This window comes from Pseudomonas sp. 43mfcvi1.1, from assembly GCF_900115935.1.
GTDB lineage: Bacteria > Pseudomonadota > Gammaproteobacteria > Pseudomonadales > Pseudomonadaceae > Aquipseudomonas > Aquipseudomonas bijieensis.
Genome location: NZ_UETT01000007.1, coordinates 334,314 through 355,822, shown reverse-complemented (window position 1 = coordinate 355,822; position 21,509 = coordinate 334,314). Strand labels below are relative to the sequence as shown.

The following is a 21,509-nucleotide window of genomic DNA, read 5'->3' as shown; positions in this document are numbered from 1 at the left end:
GCTTGCTCGCGATAGCGGTGGGTCAGTCAGCATCCATGTTGGATGTGCTGCCGCCTTCGCGAGCAAGCCCGCTCCCACAGTTTTGATCTGTGGTTGTCTTGGGTTTTTCTGGTGAATCAAGCCCCCTGCTAGAGGGGCTTTATTCAAGCGGTGAAGTCGCTGGCGTGCAGCTCCTTGACGCCCACCAGTTCGAATTCGAACTCGGGGGTGGCGTCGGCGTTGGTACTGCCGTAGAGAATGCCATCGGCAAAGCGCAGCTGACCGGTGGCGTTGCTGGGGTCGAAGGCGTTGCTGCCAATGAACGTGAAGGCATCGACCGTGGCGGTCAACGGGTTGGCGTCCAGACCGGTGAGGTCCAGTTTGTCGAACTCCGCACTCTTGAAACCGTTGATCACATCGCGCGAAGCGCCGACGCCCATGTCCGCCAGCGCACCAAAGGCGTAGGTGTCGGCGCCCGTGCCACCGGTGAGATTGTCGGTGCCTGCGCCGCCGATCAACCGGTCATCGCCCGAGCCACCTACCAACGTATCGTTGCCCGCACCGCCGTCCAGGACATTCGCCGTGCTGTTTCCCGAGAGCGTGTCGGCGTAGGCGCTTCCTTTCAGGTTCTCGATGAATTTCAAGGTGTCGAGCCCGGACCCCACGGTGTTCTGTTGCGCAGATGTCGAGAGGTTCACGGTCACACCGGAGAGGGCGCGCTCAAAACTCGCCGTATCAATGCCATCGCGGCCATCCAGGACATTGTTGCCGGCGCCGGCGAACAGCGTATTGTCCAGCGCGTTACCCGTGCCATTGGCGGCACCGGTGCTATCGACATACAGGTTTTCGACGTTGCTGCCCAAGGTATAGGCCGCCAGGCTGCTGTGCACGCCGTCGACCCCGCCGGTCACCGTATTGCTGTTGGTTTCGATCACGCTGTCATCGGCATTGTCGACAAAGTAAGTGTCGTTGCCATCGCCACCGCTCATGCTGTCGGCCCCTGCGGCGCCGTCGAGCACGTTGTTGGCGGCATTGCCGGTGATGAAATTGCGTCGTTCATTGCCAGTGCCGTCGATGTCCGATACACCGGTGAGTACCAGGTTCTCGAGGTTGGCCCCCAGCGTCCAACTGACCGAGGCCTGCACGGTATCGATCTGCGCGGTCGAGGTGTTGGTTTCCACCACGCTGTCGAAAGCATTGTCGACCACGTAGATGTCGTTGCCATCCCCCCCGGTCAGGGTGTCGGCGCCGAGATCGCCATCCAGGGTGTCGTTGCCCGAACTGCCCACCAGGGTGTCGTCCTGGTCGGTGCCAGAGATCATCCCTCCTTGGTTCTGGGCGTTGTCGAAGATGTCCTGCACGCTGTTGTTGTCGTTGGGGTTGCCCTGGAAGCCCAGGTCATCGGCAATGTAATCCGCCAGGCGCTGGCCGACGATTTCCGCCGATTCTTCGTGCAGGTGCCAGACGTCATCGGGATACACCAATGGATCGACTTCGTAGCGCAAGGGCAGGTCGGTGTAGTCCACCGCCAGCTTGACGTCGGCACGTTCGGCGGCCATGGCTTCCTGGGCGGCGCGGACATAGCCGACGCCCTCGACAATGGCGGCGATCTTCTCTTCCGAATAACCCCGGGCCCGGGCCGCGTCCTCTGAGTAATGACCGGTTTCCATCAGGTACACGCTGAAATTGCCGAACTGGGCATGCAGGTAATCGAACACTTTCAGGGTCGCGGCCTTGTACGCCGCAGCGGCCGCGACCTTGTCCGTGGCGCGAGCGATTTCCTGGGCGGCTTCCTCGCCCTGGCCCCAGATAATGCCCATGGTGACGTTATCGATCGACTGCAGTTCAGTGCGCTGGTCGCGCAGCAAAGTCACCGCCCGCAACAGTGCGGGTCCAGGTTGGTTGGTGTCGGTCAACCACCAGCACAGCTTGAGTTCCTCGGCGCTGAGTGTGGACAGGCCGTTGACCGTGCTGCCACCGACCGCGATGTCGATACCGTTGCCATCGGCATCGGTGAACTGGCTGCGCACGTCGTAGGTGGTGTAGCGGTCCAGGTCTTTGACCAGCATCGAGGTGCCGGATTGGTCGTCGTCCTCGGTCATGCGCAGCAGACGCGCGTTGGATTGACCGAGGGTTGGCAGGTAGAGAATGTCCTGCTGGGCACGCTCGCCGAAGACGAAGTCGTTGGCGGTGAGGGTGTTGAGGTAGTTGCCGTTGAGGGCGATCTCGAAGCGATTGCCATCGGCGTCGGCTTCGGCGGACTTGACGTAGGTCTTGTCGCCGGCCGAATTCAGGGTCATGTACAACGTGTGGTTGCTGCCATCGCCGAGGCCGAGAAAGCCCAGCCCCGAAACGTCGATTTTGTCGACGCCGACGGTGAAGTCATAAATCGTGTCGGTGGCCGTGACACCGCCGGTGTCGTAGTCGCGGTAGCTGTCGGACAGGTTGCTGTAGCGAAACGTGTCGGCGCCATCGCCACCGTACAACGAGTCCCGTCCGGCGCCGCCGTCGACGACGTCCGCGCCGGTGCCGGCCTTGATCGTGTCGTTGCCGCCGAGGCCGAGGATCAGGTCCGCGCCTGTCGTGCCGTTGAGGGTTTCGGCGTTGTTGGTGCCGGTAATGGTGTTGGCGGGCGCATCGGCCACCACCAGGGTGAAGTTGTCGCTGACCGAGGCGCCTGAGGGATCGGTGGCCTTGACCAGTACGTCGTAGTTGCCCGCCGCGGTGCTGGTTGGCGTGCCGCTGAAGGTCAGGCTGGTGGCATTGAAACTCAGCCAGGCGGGCAGGGCGTTGCCGTTGGCGAGGGTCGCGGTGTAGGTCAGTACATCCTGGTTGGCGTCGGTGAAGCTGTTGCTCGCCACGGTGTATTTGAATGGCGTGCTTTCACTGGCGTTCTGGTCCAGGAGCGGGGTCGTCACGACCGGCGCCGAGTTGGTGGGGTTGGTCTGGTCGGCGAAGACGAAATGATTGGCCGTCAGGCTGCTGACGAAGTTGCCCGCCATCGAGATCTCGAACCGGTTGCCGTTGGCGTCGACCGTGAGGTCCTTGAGGTAGGTGCGGTTGGTCGACGAACTGTAAGTGACCTGCAGGGTGCCGTTGAGCCCGTTGCCCAGGCCGGTATAGCCGAGGGCCGACACATCGATCTTGTCGGCGGCCACATCGAAGTCGAGGATCTGGTCACTGGCGCTGGTGGAACTGGTGCGGTAGCTGTCGAGTTTCGAGGTGTAGCGGAACACATCAGCCCCGGTGCCACCGGTGAGTTTGTCGACTCCGGTGCCACCGACCAGGATGTCGTTGCCGGCGCCGCCATTGAGGGTGTCGTTGCCCGCGCCCCCGAACAATTGTTCGTTGGCTGCGGTGCCGGTCAGCGTGTCGTTGTTCGGCGTGCCATTGATCACGATGGCGGTGGGGGCGTCTTGCACGGCGAGGGTAAAGCTGTCGCTGACGGTGGCGTTGCTGCCGTCGGTCGCGGTGACCTGAATGGCGTAGGTGCCCGACGCGGTGTCGGGTGGCGTGCCGCTGAAGGTGCGCGTGGCGGCATCGAAGGTCAGCCAACTGGGCAAGGCGCTGCCATTGGCGAGCTTGGCGGTGTAGCTCAGGCTGTCATTATCCGGATCGGTGAAGCTGGTGGCCGGCACCACGTAGCTGAACGGGGTGTTTTCGCTGGCGTTCTGGTCCAGCAGTGGCGTCGCCAGCACGGGCGCCTGGTTGGTCGGCGACGTGGTGGCGAAGACGAAGTTGGCGCTGGTCAGGGTGTTGAGATAATTGCCGTCCAGCGCCACTTCGAAGCGGTTGCCATTGGCGTCGGCCTCCAGGGATTTGATGTAGGTCTTGGTGCCGGCACTGTTGAGCACCAGGTACACGGTGTTGTTCTTGCCGTCTCCCAGGCCGGTGAAGCCCATGGCCGACAGGTCGATCTTGTCGGCGCTGACGTTGAAATCGGTGATCAGGTCGCCCAGGTTGGCGCCGCCGGTGTTGTAGTTGCGGTAGCTGTCCAGGCGATTGGAAAACACAAAGGTGTCCGCCCCGGCACCCCCGGTAAGGGTGTCCATCCCGGCTCCGCCGTCGAGCTTGTCGTCGCCGGCGCCGCCACTGAGGCTGTCGTTGCCCGCCAGGCCGAGCAGGGTGTCGGCCGCGTCGCTACCCAACAGCGAGTCGGCGCCGCTGGTGCCGGTGATCACGCGATTGAAGATGAAGTTACTGGCGGTCAGGGTACTGGCCAGGTTGCCCGTCAGAATCAGTTCGAAGCGGTTGCCACTGGCGTCGGCGTCGAAATCCTTGATGTAGGTGCGGTTGTTGCTGGCGCTGTAGCTGACCTGCAAGGTGCCACCGCGGCCATTGCCCAGGCCGGTGAAACCGAGGCCGGCGAGGTCGATCTTGTCCTGGGTGACGTCGAAGTCGGTGATGGTGTCGTCGAAGCTGGTGGTGGCGTTGCGGTAACTGTCCGACTGTGCGACGAACCGGAAGGTATCGGCCCCGGTGCCGCCAGTGAGCTTGTCGATGCCGGCGCCACCGACGAGAATATCGCCGCCGGCCGCGCCATTGATGGTGTCGTTGCCGGCACCGCCGTAGAAAATTTCGCTGGCGGCGCTGCCGAGCAGGGTGTCGTTGCCCGCGGTACCTTGCACGGTGGTCATGGGCACGGTGGCGCTGACGTAGCTGCCGTCGCCATAGACCAGCGTGGCGCCCTTGCTCGTGTGGCTGATGGTGTTGGCGATGATGGCGTTGCGGTCGGTACCGTCTTCGTTGCGCTCGGCAACGCCGTAGGTCGATAGGTCACTGCCGCTGATGATGTTGCCCTGGATGAGGTTGTCGCTGCCGTTGAAGTACTTGCCGGACACGCCCAGGGTGTCGTCGTAGGACTGGATGATGATTTCCGGTACGGCACCGCCCAGGGAATTGTTGTTGAGGGTGTTGTCGATGATCTCGACGTGGTTGCTGCCGTAGATTCGAATTCCGGCGCTGCTGTTGTCATGGATGTCGACGCCGCTGACGGTCACCTCGCTGGAGAGCTTGACCAGCACCCCTTCGGCACCGTTGCCATACACCTCGCCGCCAGTGATGGTGATGTTGCTGGGCGAGGGGATGTCCTCGCTGCCGCGCTGGATCACGATGCCATTGCCGCCATTGTCGTAGGCAACGTTGTTGGTCATGGTGAAATCGTGGGTGCTGGTGACGACGTTGAAACCGTGGCGGTCGTTGTTGTAGGCGACGTTGTTTTCGAAGGTGCTGTCGCTGAGGAAGTCGGCGACGAAGCCGTCCAGGCCGTTGCCGTGGGACACGCTGTTCTTGATGACCATGTTGACGGTTTGCTCGTGGGGGTCGAAACCGTACCCGGAGCAATCCTTGATCTCGACGCTGTCGAGGGTGACGTTGGAGTCGTAGCCTTCTTCGCCGGGAATGTAGCCGTTGAACCAGCCGTCGACCTTGCCGGTGGTGCTGTCGCGGTTGCCGTCGATGGTGAGGTTGCTGACGCCGAAGTCGTGGGTTTCCTCGCCGTAGGCCGAACGGATGATCCCGGTGATCTTGGTGTCGGAGCCATCGACCAGCTTGACCGTGGTTTCGCCCATGCCGTCGCCGTACAGGTAGACATTGCTCTTGAGCATCAGGCAGCCATCGGAAGGTTCCTCTCCCCCCGAAACGATGTAGGTGCCGGCCGGCATGTACACCTGGCCCCCGCCCGCAGCGGCCGCCGCATCAATCGCACTCTGAATGGCTGCCGTGTCGTCGGTGATGCCATCTCCTTTGGCGCCAAAATTTTGTACGTTGAAAATCATGAGCTTATCTCCGTATCAGGCTTAAACCTCGGTAGACGCCAATATTCCATCGACGACCTCGGTGTTATGACCCAGCGGAGCGCAAAAGTTGTGACCGCATATCGGGGAAAGTGTCAAAAAGCCGGACTAACTGATCAGCGGTTGTTTGGAGGGGGCGCACGAGCAACGTTCCGTTGACGCTTTTGGGCGGTGAATCCTGTGGGAGCGAGCCTGCTCGCGATAGCGGCTGTTCTGTGGCGCTGATGTTGGCTGATACACCGCTATCGCGAGCAGGCTCGCTCCCACAGACGGTTTCCTTGATTGGCATCAACCCCACTTCGGGGGCCGGGCGATAACCTTGAATAAACCATCGCCCCGATGAAGAGGGCGACCGAGGAAGCTCATGAGTTATCCGCTGTTTCTGACCTTGCACCTGTTTGCCGCGCTGGTTTTCATCGGCACGGTTTTCTTCGAAGTCCTGTTCCTCGAGAGCATTCGCAAGCAACTGCCGGCCAAGGTCATGGTGTTGCTGGAGCAAGGCATCAGCCTGCGTGCCCGGCAATTGATGCCGTGGGTGCTGCTGGTGCTGTTCGGTGCAGGCATTGGCATGGTCTGGCTGCGGTATTGGCCGCTGCTGTCGTCACCGATGCAGTCATCCTTCGGTTTGCTGCTGGGGCTGAAAATCCTCTTGGCGGGCAGTGTGCTGGGGCATTTCCTCTGGGCCATGTGGCTGTTCAGGAGCGGGCGCATGAACGCCCGCTACGTGCACATCATCCATGCCAGTGTGTTCCTGCATATGGTCGCGATCGTGCTGCTGGCAAAAGCCATGTTCTACGTCACCTGGTAAGCGCTGGCGTGGTTCCAGGGCGCTTGATACAGGTCAAGGTGGCCCGGTGGGTTACCCCGCAAACTGCTTGCGTACAGCCACTCGGAGATTGTCATGTTCGACCCGTTCCATACCCTCGGTGAGCGACCGTCGGGACGTGCCCCTGTGGTGGCTGATTTCGATTGTCCGATCGGTACGCATAGATTCCACGCAGGCATCGGTTCACTCGACCTGCTTCGAGGGTTACGCAGCAGTCGCCAGAAACGACGGCCCTTGTCTCTGGCGGTGCACCTGCCTTCGCGCTTGCGGCTGGCGTCGTGTTCGCCCCTTGCCAGCGATTGCCGGTGCGGCGAGATCGAGGGTTATCTGCAACGCCTGACCTATGAAATGGGCTTGGTCGGTTGCCACCTGGGCGCAGGGCGGCGCGTTGAACAGTTTTGCCTGACCGGTGGTACGCCGGTGATCGCTCATTTGCAGAAGCTGATGAGTGACCTGCGCAAGCGTTTCGATTTCAGTGAATACGATGGCGGCGATCACAGCATCGAGGTGGACCTGCACCACACGGACTGGTCGACCATGGGCCTGATCCGTGACCAGGGTTTCACCCACGTCAGCATTGGCGTGCCCGACATCGGCCTGGACAGCGATCTGTCGGTCGATTGCTACCAGAACCCGGCACCGATCCATTCGTTGATCGATGCGGCGCGCACGTTTGGTTTTCGCTCCATCAACATCGACTTGGGTTACGGCCACGCCTGGCAGACCCCCAACAGCTTCGCCCTGAAACTGGCGACCCTGATCGAGCTGGAGCCTGACCGGCTGCACGTCTTCGACTATGCTCACGCGCCTTATCGTTATCGCTCGAAGACCGCCGGTGCCGCCGATGTCTTTTGCAGCCCCGCCGACAAAGACGCCATGCGCCGCATCTGTTGCGAACAACTGATCGGTGCCGGTTACCACTACATTGGCCTGGGTCAGTTCGTTAGGGCCGACGATGACCTGGCGGTGGCCCAGGAGCATGGACGCCTGCATCGCAATTGCCAGGGTTTCACCCGTCATGGTTGCTGTGATCACGTGGGCTTCGGCTTGGCCGCTATTACTCAGATCGAGCACCTGTACGTGCAGAACACCGACGACCTTCTTCACTATTGTCAGCAGTTGGATGCCGGGCAATTGCCGGTCTGTCGTGGTTGGCGCTGTGAAGCGCAGGATCAGGTCAAGGCGAGCGTGACCGAGCAACTGTCCTGTGACCTGGAGCTGGATATCCTGGCCATCGAGGCGCGTTTCGGCCTGGTGTTTCGCGAGCATTTCGCCTCCGTCTGGCCGCAGCTGGAAGCGTTGCATGACCAGGGATTGATCGAACTGTCGAACCGGTTTATCGGCATCCTGCCCGCCGGGCGCTTGAACGTGGATGCGATCTGCAATCTGTTCGACTCAGGACCGGTTGACGCAAGCCCACACTCTTTTGAAAAGTTGAACCCATCATGAATGCTGCATCCGGTTTCAATCGTGCCCTGGTAGAGAAATACGACCGCCCGGGGCCGCGCTATACCTCCTATCCGACGGCCCCACAGTTCCACCAGGCCTTTGCCATGGATGAGTACCGCCAGGCTGCCCAGCGCAGTAACCAGGCGCCATTGCCCAAGCCGTTGTCGGTGTACATCCATATCCCGTTCTGCCAGAGCCTCTGCTACTACTGTGCGTGCAACAAAATCATCACGCGCAAGACTCATCGCGCCGCCGAATACCTGACCTACCTCAAGCGTGAAATCGCCCTGCAGGCGGCTTTGTTCGACCGCTCGCGCAAACTGACCCAGCTGCATCTGGGCGGGGGTACGCCGACTTACCTGACCCATGAGCAACTGGCCGACCTGATGGACTGCCTGCACCAGTCGTTCGACATGGACGACAGTGACGCCCATGAGTTTTCCATCGAGGTCGATCCCCGGACCATCGATGCGCAACAGATCCAGGGCCTGCGCCAGTTGGGGTTCAACCGCCTGAGCTTCGGCGTCCAGGATTTCGATGCCCAGGTGCAAATCGCCGTCAATCGGGTGCAAAGCGAAGCCCAGGTCGTCGAGTTGGTGGAGGCGGCGCGCCTGGCGCGCTTCAAGTCGGTCAGTGTCGATCTGATCTATGGCCTGCCATTGCAGACCATCGCCAGTTTCGATGTCACCTTGAGCAAGATCATCGCCCTGCGTCCGGACCGGATCGCGGCCTACAGCTACGCCCACCTGCCGCAACGGGTGCGGGCGCAACGAATGATCCGTCCCGAAGACATGCCACCGCCAGAGCGCAAGTTGGAGTTGTTGGAGCTGACCATCAATCGCCTGACCGAAGCTGGCTATGTCTACATTGGCATGGACCACTTCGCCTTGCCGGATGACGAATTGGTACGCGCCCGGGCCCAGGGCAGCCTGCAACGCAATTTCCAGGGTTATTCCACCCACGCCGACTGCGACCTGATTGGCCTGGGGGTGTCCTCGATCGGCAAGGTGGGCGACAGCTACAGCCAGAACGTCAAGGAGCTCTCCCAGTATTACGCCCGCCTGGATCAAGGCATGCTACCGGTGCAGCGCGGCTACCGCTTGAGCGACGATGATCGGCTGCGGCGCGAGGTCATTAGCGAACTGATGTGTCACGGGCGCATCGATTTCGGCGCCATCGAGAGCGCCCACGGCATTCGGTTCACCGAGTACTTCGGCGACACCCTGGACCGGCTCCAGGAGCTGGTGCGCGATAGCCTGCTGGACCTTCGCGACGACGAGTTGGTGTTGCTGCCCCAAGGGCAGTTGATGATGCGCAACGTGGCCATGGCCTTCGACGCATACCTGGGGGCGGACCAGACGGTTCAGTATTCGCGCACGGTCTGAGGTGGGCGCGGCGGGCTGATATACCTGTGGCGAGGGGATTTATCCCCGTCGGGCTGCGAAGCAGCCCCAAGAATGCTGATTGCATGAACCTGACACACTGCGACGTCAGGTCTCGGGACTGTTGCGCATCCCAGCGGGGCGGTGCGACGTTTCGCTAAATCCCCTCGCCACAAGTGACTCATTTCCTCTATCGAGAACGATTTCGTTTCGGTTCCCCGGGCTGCAGAGCCCTTTTCAGGAATGGCGCTGTCCGGCTTTCTCGACAGGCCGCGACTTTCCCTGGAGCCCCGCAGGCCACGACGCTCCCACCTTGGGATCCCGCGCCCGGGCCGATATCGATGACCCAGTCGCTCTGCGCCACGACGCGCATGTCGTGTTCCACGACCACCACCGTGTGGCCTTCATCCACCAGGCGATTCAACTGCACCAGCAAGCGATCCACGTCCTGGGGATGCAGCCCGTTGGTTGGCTCATCCAACACATACAAGGTCGCGCCCCGGGCCTTGCGCTGCAGTTCTGTTGCCAGCTTGATCCGCTGGGCTTCGCCGCCGGACAGTTCCGTGGCTGGTTGGCCCAGGCGCAGGTAGCCCAGCCCGATATCCTGCAACACTTGCAATGAGCGCCTGGCCGCTGCTTGCTCGGCAAATACTTCGAGTGCCTGGTTTACGGTCAGCTGTAGTACCTGGGAAATGTCCAGGCCCTGCCAGCTCACCGCCAGGGTCTGCGGGTTGTAACGCGCACCATGGCAGGTGGGGCAGGGGGCGTACACGCTGGGCATGAACAGCAATTCGACACTGACGAAGCCTTCACCTTCGCAGGTCTCGCAACGGCCCTTGGCGACGTTGAAGGAAAACCGCCCGGCATCGAATCCCAATTCCCGCGCCTGCTCTGTCGCGGCGAACAGTTTGCGCACGTGGTCGAACAAACCGGTGTAGGTGGCGAGGTTGGAGCGCGGCGTGCGGCCGATGGGTTTCTGGTCCACCTGAACCAGCCGCTTGACCGTATCGAGCCCGGCGACAACGCGCCCGGCGCTGGTTTGCACCGGTTCGTCTTCCAGGCTTTGCTCGTCGGATTCGACGTTGGGGCCGGGCTGGCCCAGATGGGTGCCGACCAGGTCCAGCAGGGCCTGGCTGACGAGGCTGGATTTGCCCGAGCCAGAAATACCGGTCACGGCAGTGAAGCAGCCCAAGGGAAAGGCCGCGCTCAGGTTGTCGAGGTTGTTGCGGGTGATGCCTTCCAGGCGCAACCAATCCCTGGGTGTCCGTGGGCTACGCGCCGCCGCCTGCTCTTCGTCAAAGAGGTAGGCGCGGGTTCGTGATTCAGGCACTTGTCCAAGACCCGCCGGCGGACCGCTGTAGAGCACTTTCCCGCCTTGTTCGCCGGCGTCCGGGCCGACGTCGATGAGCCAGTCGGCGCGGCGCATGGTATCGAGGTCGTGCTCGACCACAAACACGGAGTTACCGGCTGCCTTGAGGCGTTGCAGGGCGCCAAACAGCGCTTCGCTGTCGGCCGGGTGCAGGCCGGCAGAGGGTTCGTCCAGCACGTAGATCACGCCGAACAACTGGGAATTGAGCTGGGTCGCCAGGCGCAGGCGTTGCAGCTCGCCGGAGGACAGCGTCGGTGTGCTGCGCTCCAGGGCCAGGTAACCGAGGCCCAGGTCGATCAGGGTGACGATGCGTTCCAGCAGCTCGGCGGCGATGCGTTGGGCGGCCAGGCGCTTCTCCAGGGAAAGGTTGGGGGTATGACGGGCGTCGGGCCCGCCCGCGTGCGGGCTCTCGCCCCTGGCGGCGCGTTGTTCACGGGCCTCTCGGGTTTGCCGGTGGCTGAGGACGTCCCCCGTTTCTTCGGCCTGTTCAAGGTAGTCGGGCGCCAAGACACCCTTGAGCACCTCGGCCAATTCCAGCAACGGCAGGTGCGACAGTTCGGCGATGTCCAGGCCGGCAAAGGTCACGGTCAGTGCCTGGCGTTTGAGGCGCTTGCCCTCGCACACGGGGCAGGGGCTGGCGCGCATGTATTGCGCCACGCGTTTGCGCATCTGGGCGCTTTGCGAGTGCATGAAAGTGTGCAGCAGATAGCGTCGGGCGCCGCTGAACGTGCCCTGGTAACTGGGTTCGAGCTTGCGCTTGAGGGCGGCGCGGGTCTGGGCCGGAGTGAGTCCGGCGTATACGGGAACGGTAGGGGTTTCTTCGGTGAAGAGAATCCAGTCCCTTTGTTTTTTCGGCAGGTCGCGCCAGGGTATGTCGACGTCATAACCGAGGGTCACCAGGATGTCCCGCAGGTTCTGGCCCTGCCAGGCCATGGGCCAGGCGGCCACGGCGCGCTCACGGATGGTCAGCGACGGGTCCGGCACCATGGACGCTTCAGTCACTTCATAGACTCGACCCAGGCCGTGGCATTCCTGGCAGGCACCCTGGGGCGTGTTGGGTGAAAAGTCCTCGGCGTAGAGCATCGGTTGGTTGGCAGGATAGCTGCCGGCGCGGGAGTAGAGCATGCGGATCAGGCTCGACAGGGTGGTGACGCTGCCCACCGATGAGCGCGCGCTGGGTGTGCCGCGCTGTTGCTGCAAGGCGACTGCCGGGGGCAGGCCCTCGATGCTGTCCACGTCCGGCACGCCCACCTGGTCGATCAGGCGCCGCGCGTAGGGCGCAACGGACTCGAAATAGCGACGCTGGGCTTCGGCATAGAGCGTGGAAAAGGCCAGCGACGATTTGCCAGAGCCCGACACGCCGGTGAACACCACCAAGGCATCGCGGGGGATGTCCACGTCGACATTCTTGAGGTTGTGTTCGCGGGCGCCACGTACCCGGACGAAGCCGGTGGTTTCAGGCAATGAAGCGATGGGGGCGGGGCCGGAGCGTGAGGGCATGGGGCGTTCCTTGTGGGCGTCTGCTTGGGGCGTCTTGGCGTTCAGGTGAAATGGCGTCACGGGGGAGAATGGAACCTGAGTCACAGCGTTGACAATTATGCGACCGGGTTCGTCCGTTCTCGTGCGATAAAAATTTACTCCGGACAAAAGAGATGAGAAAAGCTTTGCAGTTTTCCCATGGATACGGACCTCCCCATGCCTCGATCAAAACTGCTCACGACTCTGTTTGTCGCACTGCTGGCCGGCGCCGCGCTGTGGTACATGTGGATGATTGCCAGCGCCAAGCTGGAGTGGGGTGGCGACAGCCCTGACCAGCAGCAAGTGGGCGCGGTGAAGGATACTCGGTTGCGAGCAATGACCCAGTATTGCACGGGGGTAACGGTGACTGCGCAGGGAACCTGGCTGGTGGCGCGCCTGGAGAGCGACGCGCAAGCGCTCGAGCCGGCCGCTGACGTCGTGAACCTGGATGTGGTGGTCTATGGCAAGGCGGATGAGAACAAGGAGTCGGAAGAGTCCGGGGCCTTTGCCGGTTTGTTCTCTCGCGGCGACAAGGAAACCTCTTTCATTTCCCGCCTGGATGCCCACGGGCAATTTCAACTGGTAGCGCATGTCAGCGGTGCCGCCTGCCTGGTGGCCAGTCCGGATGGGGGCAGCGTGTTCCTGCTCACGGGCCTTGATCGGCCTGAAACTGCGAACACCGATGAGATCCGCCAGACCGTGGTCCTTCGCAGCGATGACCAAGGCCGGCGCTGGACCTGGTTGACCAAAGGCTGGTTCCCCGAGGCCGATCAGTTGGCGTGGAACCTGGCCCCCTATTTCCATGGGTCGAATGAAGTCTGGGTCTTGGGGCGACCGAGCGCACCGGACGAGGGGAGCATGCAAGGGACGCCAGGCGCGATCTCCACGGGTGTCTTTTACTCTGCCGATCGCGGTGCGAACAGCACCCCGATAATGGCCCCCGAGTCGCTGCTGGTATCGACCGAATACCTGCACAACAAACGTCCCGACGTCACTGAGTGGCAGACAAACGCAGGCGAACATGGGGAAACCCAGACCAATGTCCTGCAGTTGGACGCCCAGCACGCGTTTATCTGGGTGTCTCAACGCTTCTGGGGCAGCCATCCAGATGGTGTCAGCGACAACATTGCGTTCAACGTCACCACGCGAGCCCGGTTGCACGCCAAGGCAGGGCAGTGGCAGGTGGTGGACGTGCAGCGTGATGACAACCTGTTTGTGGGCAAGCTGATACAGAACGATGCCGGGCGGGTGATCGGGCTGATTGACCAGGGGGACCACGGGCAGGACGTCGTCGCCGAACTGGACACCACCGCGCTGACCTGGACACCCTTGAGCGACCTGCCCAGTGTGTTTGCGCCATTGGCATCGGACAGTAGATTGCGCGGTGGCAATTTTTGGGTGGGCCGTGACACCTTGTTGATCAACACCAGCAGCGAACACCACCCACCGCGCTGGCTCTACTGGTGGTCGGACGCGAACATCTCCGCCGACGGAGTGTTCTATTCCAGGGATTGGGGCCGCTCCTGGCAACGCCTCGACATCGATGGCTACCTGGGCATTCTGGGCTTTCAACCCGCGCAGGACCGCGTGATCTGGGCCAAAGGCAACTGGTACGACAATAATGACGGGCGCATCTACTCCTATGGGTTGCGCTGAGGTTGGACCGAGCGCTGTTATTTGAATTGACATCAACTTGTGGCGAGGGGATTTATTCCCGCAGGGTTGCGAAGCAGCCCCTATGAGGCTGATCAGATTCAATCTGGCACACTGCGGGGAAGGACTTTGGGGCTGCTTCGCAGCCCAGCGGGGATAAATCCCCTCGCCACAGGTTATTTGTGAGTAGGGGTTAAGTTTTTCCCAAGTTGATTTCAATCAAGGGCCGATAAGGGGGGCGGACCCTACGATGATCGCCAAGATCCTGTCTTTAAGACCTGGCGTCCATGACCCCTCTTTTCGTGATGCAGCACCCATCCCGTTTCTGGCTCCGCGCACTGTTCACCCTCCTGTTTTTATTCGCGGGCCTGGCCCAGGCCAAGGACTACGGCGACATCCAGCAACAGCGCATCCACCATGTCCTGAAGCAGACCGACTCGATCTCCGAGCCCGAAGGGCGGTTCAAGGTGCGCAAGCTGTCCGCTGCCGGCAAGGTCCTGGGTTATGTGTTCCAAAGCCTGGACGTGGTGGACATTCCCGCCTATTCAGGCAAGCCAATCAATGTCCAGGTGGTCCTCGATCCGGCCGGTGTGATTCTCGATGCCTATGTACTCGAACACCATGAGCCGATTCTGCTGATTGGCATCGCCGAAGAAAAACTCCATGCATTCAGCGCGCGCTACAGCGGCATCAAGGTCAACCAGCGGGTGGTGGTGGGGCATTCCAGCGACCCGAATGCCGTGACGGTGGATGCCATTGCGGGGGCCACCGTCACGGCGATGGTGGTCAACGAGGTCATCATGCGTGCCGCCCATGATGTCGCGGTGTCCCTGGGCCTGGTCAAGGGCGATGCCGGGTTGGCCGTGGCGCCAGCCCGTGTGCGCGAGGATATCTACGAGCCTGCCGACTGGAAGACCCTGACCGGCAACGGCGCTGTACGGCGCCTGCACCTGACTCGCGGTCAAGTGGACGCCACCTTCAAAGGCACCGAGGCCGAACAGGTCGAAGTCGCCAGCGCCGAACAGGCCGACGATACCTTTATCGACCTTTACGTCACACATCTGAACCCGCCCACCATCGGCCGCAATCTGTTGGGCGAGACGCAATACCGCGCGCTGATGAGCGAGCTCAAGCCGGGTGAACAAGCCATTGCCGTGATGGGCAGCGGGCGCTATTCCTTCAAGGGCTCGGGTTATGTGCGCGGCGGCATTTTCGACCGGGTGCTGTTGCGCCAGTTCGGCGATGTCATCAGCTTTCGCGACATGGACTTCCAGCGCCTGGATGACGTGGCCGTCGAGGACATGCCTGAGTTCGATGAAATGGCGATTTTCATCGTCCGCGCGTCCCACCGCTTCGATCCCGGCTCGCCCTGGAGCCTGGAGCTGCTGATACGCCGCCAGACCGGGCCGGTCAGTGGCATCTTCAGCAGCTTCGAGCTGGCCTACCAACTGCCCGAGCCGTACCTGGAGCGGCCATTGCCGACCGCTGAGCAACTGGCGGCCGCCGAAGAAGCCAGCCGGCCGATGTGGCTGACGCTCTGGTATCAGAAAGGTGTCGAAATCACTGTCCTTGGCATCGCCCTGCTGGTGCTGACGGCAGTCCTGTTTTTCCAGGATTCACTGGCCCGGCGGCCAACACTGTTGCATTGGGTGCGTCGCGGTTACCTGGTCTTCACCGTGGTGTTCCTTGGCGGCTACGTCTTGGCGCAACTGTCGGTGGTCAACGTGCTGACGTTCGTCCATGCCTTGTTCGAGGGCTTTCGCTGGGAGCTGTTCCTCACCGATCCGCTGATCTTCATTCTCTGGGTGTTCACCGCCGGCAGCATTCTGCTCTGGGGACGCGGAGTGTTCTGCGGCTGGCTGTGTCCGTTCGGCGCGTTGCAGGAGCTGATCAACGAGTTGGCGCGCAAGCTCAAGGTGCCGCAATACGAGTTGCCATTCGCCGTTCATGAGCGGCTGTGGGCGATCAAGTACATCATTTTGCTGGTGCTGTTTGGCGTTTCGCTGGAGTCCATGGCCACCGCCGAACGGCTGGCCGAAGTCGAGCCCTTCAAGACCGCCATCACCCTCAGGTTTGACCGCCAGTGGTGGTTCGTGGCCTACGCAGTGGGCCTGCTGGTGATCAACCTGTTTACCCGCAAGGTCTATTGCCGTTACGTCTGCCCACTGGGCGCAGCCCTGGCGATGCCGACCCGGCTACGGCTGTTCGACTGGCTCAAGCGTCGCAAGGAATGTGGCAACCCCTGCCAACTGTGCGCCAAGGAATGCGAGATCCAGGCGATTCATCCCGATGGCCGGATCAACGCCAACGAATGCCATTACTGCCTCGACTGCCAGATGACCTGGCACAACGAAAACAAATGCCCGCCGCTGATCAACAAGCGCAAGAAGCGCGGCAAGGCGACCGTGACCGATCCGCAACTGATTCCCGTGGTGCAGGTGAACCCGGCGCCTTGAGGCACCCCAATGGCCTGTCCCTTGACCGTTTCATTCTTCATGGAGCACACAGCATGAGCGATAAAAAAAACCAAACCCCTGGCGCGGCGGAAGAGCCCAGGGGGGTCAGTCGGCGCAGTTTTCTCGGCACGGGTGCGGTAACGGGTGCGGTACTGGCCGGCGCAACGGCGCTGGGGGCCGGGACGTTCACCCGTGAGTCCTGGGCTGCGGCGGCCAAGGAGGCCAAATCCAAGATCCACGTCGGGCCTGGGGAGCTGGACGAATACTACGGTTTCTGGAGCGGCGGCCACCAGGGCGAGGTGCGGGTGTTGGGTGTGCCATCGATGCGTGAGCTGATGCGCATCCCGGTGTTCAACGTCGACTCGGCCACCGGTTGGGGCCTGACCAACGAAAGCAAGCGCATCCTGGGCGACAGCGCCAAATACCAGAACGGCGATTGCCACCACCCGCACATCTCCATGACCGACGGCAAGTACGACGGCAAGTACCTGTTCATCAACGACAAGGCCAACTCCCGCGTCGCGCGCATCCGCCTGGACATCATGAAGTGCGACAAGATCCTCACCGTGCCCAACGTGCAGGCGATCCACGGCCTGCGCCTGCAAAAAGTGCCGTACACCAAATACGTATTCGCCAACGCTGAGTTCGTGATCCCGCACCCCAACGACGGCCATACCTTCGACCTGCAAGACAAGAACAGCTTCACGATGTTCAACGCCATCGATGCCGAGAAAATGGAGATGGCGTTCCAGGTGATCGTCGACGGCAACCTGGACAACTCCGACGCTGACTACACTGGCAAATACGCCGCCAGCACCTGCTACAACTCCGAGAAAGCCTACGATCTGGGCGGCATGATGCGCAACGAGCGCGACTGGGTGGTGGTGTTCAACATCCCGCGTATCGAGGCGGCGATCAAAGCCGGCAAATTCATCAACCTGGACGGTTCCAAGGTGCCGGTGGTCGATGGCCGCAAAACCGATGGCAAGGACTCCGAGTTCACCCGCTACATCCCGGTGCCGAAGAACCCCCACGGACTCAATACCTCGTCGGACGGCAAATATTTCATCGCCAACGGCAAGCTGTCGCCCACCGTCTCGATGATCGCCATCGACCGCTTGGACGATTTGTTCGCCGACCGCTTCAAGGACCCACGCGAAGTGATCGTCGCCGAGCCGGAACTGGGCCTGGGGCCGCTGCACACCACGTTCGACGGGCGCGGCAATGCCTACACGACCTTGTTCATCGACAGCCAGGTGGTGAAGTGGAACATGGACGAGGCCATCCGCGCCTACAAGGGCGAGAAGGTCAATTACATCAAGCAGAAGCTCGACGTCCAATACCAGCCCGGCCACAACCATGCGTCCCTCACCGAAACCAGCGAGGCAGACGGCAAATGGCTGGTGGTGTTGTGCAAATTCTCGAAGGACCGCTTCCTGCCAACCGGCCCATTGCATCCGGAGAACGATCAACTGATCGACATTTCCGGTGAGGAAATGAAGCTGGTGCACGATGGCCCGGCGTTCGCCGAACCGCATGACTGCATTCTCGCGCGGCGCGACCAGATCAAGACCCAGAAAATCTGGAACCGCAACGATCCGTTCTTCGCCGACACGGTTGCCCGGGCGAAGAAAGACGGCATCAACCTGGAAACCGACAACAAAGTCATCCGCGACGGTAACAAGGTGCGGGTGTACATGACCTCGATGGCGCCGGCCTATGGCCTGACGGAGTTCACCGTCAAGCAAGGCAATGAGGTGACGGTGACCATCACCAACATCGACCAGATCGAAGACGTGTCCCACGGCTTTGTCATGACCAACCACGGCGCGAGCATGGAGATCAGCCCGCAACAGACCTCATCCATCACCTTCACCGCCGACAAGGCCGGCTTGCACTGGTACTACTGCAGCTGGTTCTGCCACGCCCTGCACATGGAAATGGTCGGGCGCATGCTGGTTGAAAAGGCCTGAGTCATTCACTAGGGAGACAGGCGCAATGACCGGGAATATGAAGTATCCAAACGTTTGTCGACCGGTCATTGCCCTGGTGTTCTGCCTGCTGTCGGGCGGCGCGTTCGGAGCGCCGCAGCCGATCACCGATTTGCCTTTGCAGGCCGAGGGTGACCAACAATGGCGCCTGCCTGCGGGCCAGTACCGGGGCTCGTTCAGCATTGACCAGCCCATGACCCTCACGTGTGCGTCGGATGCGGTATTCCAAGGCCAGGGTGAGGGAAATGGGTTGATCATTCGCGCCCCGAACGTGCGAATCCAGGGATGTACGTTCCTGGACTGGGGCCACGACCTGACGGCCATGAATGCGGCTGTTTTCATCCAACCGGTCGCCCAAGGGACCGTGGTTCGTGGAAACCGGATGCAGGGCCAGGGCTTTGGTATCTGGGTCGATGGCACCCGCGATGTCAGCCTGATCGACAACCGTATCCAGGGCGACCCCAACCTGCGTTCCCAGGACCGTGGCAACGGCATCCATTTGTATGCGGTGCACGGTGCCCGGGTCATCGGTAACCAGGTGCGCGAAACCCGTGACGGCATCTACATCGACACCTCCAGCGGCAACCTGCTCCAGGGCAATACCCTGGAGGACTTGCGCTACGGCGTGCATTACATGTTTGCCAACGATAATCGCCTGCTGGACAACGTCACCCGGCGTACCCGCACTGGCTATGCGTTGATGCAAAGCCGCCAGCTGACGGTCATCGGCAATCGCTCCGAACAGGATCAGAACTACGGGATCCTGATGAACTACATCACCTATTCGACCCTGCGCGACAACTTCGTCACCGATGTGCGCGACGGGTCTACCGGCGACACCATGATCACTGGCGCCGAGGGCAAGGCCCTGTTCATTTACAACTCGTTGTTCAACCGCATCGAAGGCAATCATTTCGAGCGCAGCGCCGTGGGCATCCACCTCACGGCCGGCTCGGAGGACAACCGCATCGCCGGCAATGCCTTCGTCCACAACCAACGCCAGGTCAAGTACGTTGCCACGCGGTTGCAGGAATGGTCGGCGGATGGGCGCGGCAATTACTGGAGCGATTACCTGGGCTGGGATCGCAATAGCGACGGCCTGGGTGACGTGGCCTATGAACCCAACGACAACGTCGACCGCCTGCTGTGGCTGTATCCCCAGGTGCGGTTGTTGATGAACAGTCCGGGAATCGAACTGCTGCGCTGGGTGCAGCGAGCCTTCCCGGTGATGAAATCTCCCGGGGTGATGGACAGTCATCCGCTGATGGAAACGCCTGTCCAGCCCCCGCAACGCAACAGTGCTGAGGAGGACGCGTCTTGAACGTCGTCGAGATCGAAGGTGTCAGTCAGCGCTATGGCGATGTCACGGTGCTGCGCGGGCTGGACTTGAACCTGGCCCAGGGCGAGGTGCTCGGCCTGTTCGGGCACAACGGTGCGGGCAAGACCACGACCATGAAGTTGATCCTCGGTTTGCTGCGGGCCAGCGAGGGCGAGGTGCGTGTCTTCGGGCGCGCGCCCAGCGACCCGAGCGTGCGGCAGATGCTCGGTTATCTGCCCGAGAACGTCATGTTCTATCCGCAGTTGAGTGGGCTGGAAACCTTGCATCATTTTGCCCGGCTCAAAGGCGCCGCACCGGAGCAGGTGGCGCGTTTGCTCGAAGAAGTCGGCCTGGCGGACGCGGCCCGGCGGCGGGTGAGCACCTATTCCAAGGGCATGCGCCAACGCCTCGGCCTGGCCCAGGCACTGCTTGGCCAGCCGCGCCTGTTGCTGCTGGACGAGCCGACCGTGGGGCTGGACCCCATCGCCACCCAGGACCTCTATCAATTGCTCGACCGCCTGCGCTGGCAGGGCACCAGCATCATTCTGTGTTCTCACGTCTTGCCAGGCGTGGAAGCGCACATCAACCGCGCCGCGATCCTCACCCGAGGACGCCTGTTGGCCCTGGGCAGCCTGGCCCGGTTGCGCGAGGACGCGGGGCTGCCGACGCTGATCCGCGCCTCGGGCCTGTCCCGGGCCGACTGGCTTCGTCAGCATTGGCGCAGCGAAGGGCATGCCACCCAAGGTTGGGGCGCCGAAGGGGTGCAGGTGTCGGCGCCGGATGGCAGCAAACTTAAATTGCTGCGCCAACTACTGGCCCAGGATGACCCGACGGACGTCGAGATCAAGCCGCCGTCCCTGGAGGATTTGTACCGGCATTACATGGTCCGTGCCGCAGCCGAGGAGGCCAGCCTATGAATCCGGTCTGGAACATGGCCCGCAAGGAATTCAGCGATGGCTTGCGCAATCGCTGGTTGTTGGCGATCAGCCTGTTGTTCGCGGTGCTGGCGATCGGCATCGCCTGGCTCGGTGCGGCGGCGTCCGGTCAACTGGGGTTTACCTCGGTGCCCGCCACGGTGGCCAGCCTGTCCAGCCTGGCGACCTTCCTGATGCCTTTGATTGCCTTGCTGCTGGCCTATGACGCGATTGTCGGCGAGGACGAGAGCGGCACCTTGCTGCTGTTGCTGACCTACCCGTTGGGGCGCGGCCAACTGTTGCTGGGCAAGTTTGTCGGTCACGGCCTGATCCTGGCCCTGGCCACCTTTATCGGATTCGGCTGCGCGATGCTCGCCATCGCCCTGTTGGTGGACGATGTCCAACTGAGCCTGCTGCTCTGGGCCTTCGGTCGATTCATGGTGTCCAGCACACTGCTGGGCTGGGTTTTCCTCGGGTTGGCCTACGTGCTGAGCAGCTTGTCGGCAGAAAAATCCACCGCGGCCGGATTGGCCCTGGGGGTCTGGTTTTTCTTCGTGCTGGTGTTCGACCTGGCCTTGCTGGCGTTGCTGGTGCTGAGCGAGGGGCGGTTCAGCCCGGAGCTGTTGCCATGGCTGCTGCTGTTCAACCCTACCGACGTGTATCGGCTGATCAACCTGTCCGGGTTCGATGCCGCGTCCAGTGGCGCCGCGGTGCTGACCCTGGGCAGCGACTTGCCGGTGTCGGGGCCTTTGCTCTGGCTGTGCCTGGGCCTGTGGATGGCGGTTCCGTTGTGGCTGGCCTATCGGTTGTTCAATCGCCGGTGCCCGTGAATTTCTAAACTTGATCAAGGGAGCATGCA

The 21,509-nt window shown here is 61.9% G+C and carries 11 protein-coding genes; 9 read left to right on the top strand and 2 right to left on the bottom strand.

The features are described from left to right. Positions 1-143 precede the first annotated feature (143 nt). On the bottom strand, positions 144-5,756 hold the full coding sequence (locus tag DTP52_RS16245) for a putative Ig domain-containing protein (RefSeq protein ID WP_109754269.1): 5,613 nt from the start codon (positions 5,754-5,756) through the stop codon (positions 144-146). A 382-nt stretch (positions 5,757-6,138) separates the two neighbouring features. Between DTP52_RS16245 and DTP52_RS16240 the strand changes: the two genes are divergently transcribed. The 3 genes from DTP52_RS16240 to hemN all read left to right on the top strand — a co-directional run bounded on the left by DTP52_RS16240 (position 6,139) and on the right by hemN (position 9,434). Beyond that, the gene (locus DTP52_RS16240; RefSeq protein WP_109754268.1) at positions 6,139-6,582 is read left to right on the top strand and encodes a CopD family copper resistance protein; all 444 of its coding nucleotides are present in this window, start codon (positions 6,139-6,141) and stop codon (positions 6,580-6,582) included. Positions 6,583-6,675: 93 nt separating this feature from the next. Beyond that, positions 6,676-8,049, top strand: a complete 1,374-nt coding sequence (locus DTP52_RS16235) for a coproporphyrinogen III oxidase (protein WP_109754267.1) — start codon at positions 6,676-6,678, stop codon at positions 8,047-8,049. After that, positions 8,046-9,434: an oxygen-independent coproporphyrinogen III oxidase gene (gene hemN / locus DTP52_RS16230; protein WP_109754266.1), complete on the top strand. Its 1,389-nt coding sequence runs from the start codon at positions 8,046-8,048 to the stop codon at positions 9,432-9,434. The genes DTP52_RS16235 and hemN overlap by 4 nt, the downstream gene beginning before the upstream one ends. Positions 9,435-9,621: 187 nt before the next feature. On the opposite strand, the gene DTP52_RS16225 is transcribed toward hemN, so the two are convergent. Continuing rightward, positions 9,622-12,300: an excinuclease ABC subunit UvrA gene (locus DTP52_RS16225; protein WP_109754265.1), complete on the bottom strand. Its 2,679-nt coding sequence runs from the start codon at positions 12,298-12,300 to the stop codon at positions 9,622-9,624. Positions 12,301-12,495: 195 nt separating this feature from the next. Between DTP52_RS16225 and DTP52_RS16220 the strand changes: the two genes are divergently transcribed. The 6 genes from DTP52_RS16220 to DTP52_RS16190 all read left to right on the top strand — a co-directional run bounded on the left by DTP52_RS16220 (position 12,496) and on the right by DTP52_RS16190 (position 21,480). Beyond that, on the top strand, positions 12,496-13,974 hold the full coding sequence (locus DTP52_RS16220) for a hypothetical protein (protein ID WP_109754264.1): 1,479 nt from the start codon (positions 12,496-12,498) through the stop codon (positions 13,972-13,974). Positions 13,975-14,258: 284 nt separating this feature from the next. Then, entirely contained in the window at positions 14,259-16,427 is a 2,169-nt protein-coding gene (nosR, locus tag DTP52_RS16210) for a transcriptional regulator NosR (RefSeq protein ID WP_256594258.1), read from the top strand. Between the two features lie 53 nt (positions 16,428-16,480). Continuing rightward, the gene (nosZ, locus tag DTP52_RS16205) at positions 16,481-18,400 is read left to right on the top strand and encodes a TAT-dependent nitrous-oxide reductase (protein WP_109754262.1); all 1,920 of its coding nucleotides are present in this window, start codon (positions 16,481-16,483) and stop codon (positions 18,398-18,400) included. Positions 18,401-18,425: 25 nt separating this feature from the next. Beyond that, complete coding sequence (locus DTP52_RS16200; RefSeq protein WP_109754261.1) at positions 18,426-19,739, top strand: nitrous oxide reductase family maturation protein NosD; 1,314 nt, start codon at positions 18,426-18,428, stop codon at positions 19,737-19,739. Then, positions 19,736-20,653 carry an ABC transporter ATP-binding protein gene (locus DTP52_RS16195; protein WP_109754260.1) on the top strand — a complete coding sequence of 306 codons (918 nt, stop codon included), beginning with the start codon at positions 19,736-19,738 and terminating at the stop codon, positions 20,651-20,653. Before DTP52_RS16200 ends, DTP52_RS16195 begins: the two co-directional genes overlap by 4 nt. Continuing rightward, positions 20,650-21,480: an ABC transporter permease gene (locus DTP52_RS16190; RefSeq protein WP_109754259.1), complete on the top strand. Its 831-nt coding sequence runs from the start codon at positions 20,650-20,652 to the stop codon at positions 21,478-21,480. The genes DTP52_RS16195 and DTP52_RS16190 overlap by 4 nt, the downstream gene beginning before the upstream one ends. Positions 21,481-21,509 lie beyond the last annotated feature (29 nt).

Bases quoted from the DNA above. Each gene is read 5' to 3' on its own strand.
- DTP52_RS16245 (WP_109754269.1), bottom strand. From the start codon at position 5,756: ATGATTTTCAACGTACAAAATTTTGGCGCCAAAGGAGATGGCATCACC.
- DTP52_RS16240 (WP_109754268.1), top strand. From the start codon at position 6,139: ATGAGTTATCCGCTGTTTCTGACCTTGCACCTGTTTGCCGCGCTGGTT.
- DTP52_RS16235 (WP_109754267.1), top strand. From the start codon at position 6,676: ATGTTCGACCCGTTCCATACCCTCGGTGAGCGACCGTCGGGACGTGCC.
- hemN (WP_109754266.1), top strand. From the start codon at position 8,046: ATGAATGCTGCATCCGGTTTCAATCGTGCCCTGGTAGAGAAATACGAC.
- DTP52_RS16225 (WP_109754265.1), bottom strand. From the start codon at position 12,300: ATGCCCTCACGCTCCGGCCCCGCCCCCATCGCTTCATTGCCTGAAACC.
- DTP52_RS16220 (WP_109754264.1), top strand. From the start codon at position 12,496: ATGCCTCGATCAAAACTGCTCACGACTCTGTTTGTCGCACTGCTGGCC.
- nosR (WP_256594258.1), top strand. From the start codon at position 14,259: ATGACCCCTCTTTTCGTGATGCAGCACCCATCCCGTTTCTGGCTCCGC.
- nosZ (WP_109754262.1), top strand. From the start codon at position 16,481: ATGAGCGATAAAAAAAACCAAACCCCTGGCGCGGCGGAAGAGCCCAGG.
- DTP52_RS16200 (WP_109754261.1), top strand. From the start codon at position 18,426: ATGACCGGGAATATGAAGTATCCAAACGTTTGTCGACCGGTCATTGCC.
- DTP52_RS16190 (WP_109754259.1), top strand. From the start codon at position 20,650: ATGAATCCGGTCTGGAACATGGCCCGCAAGGAATTCAGCGATGGCTTG.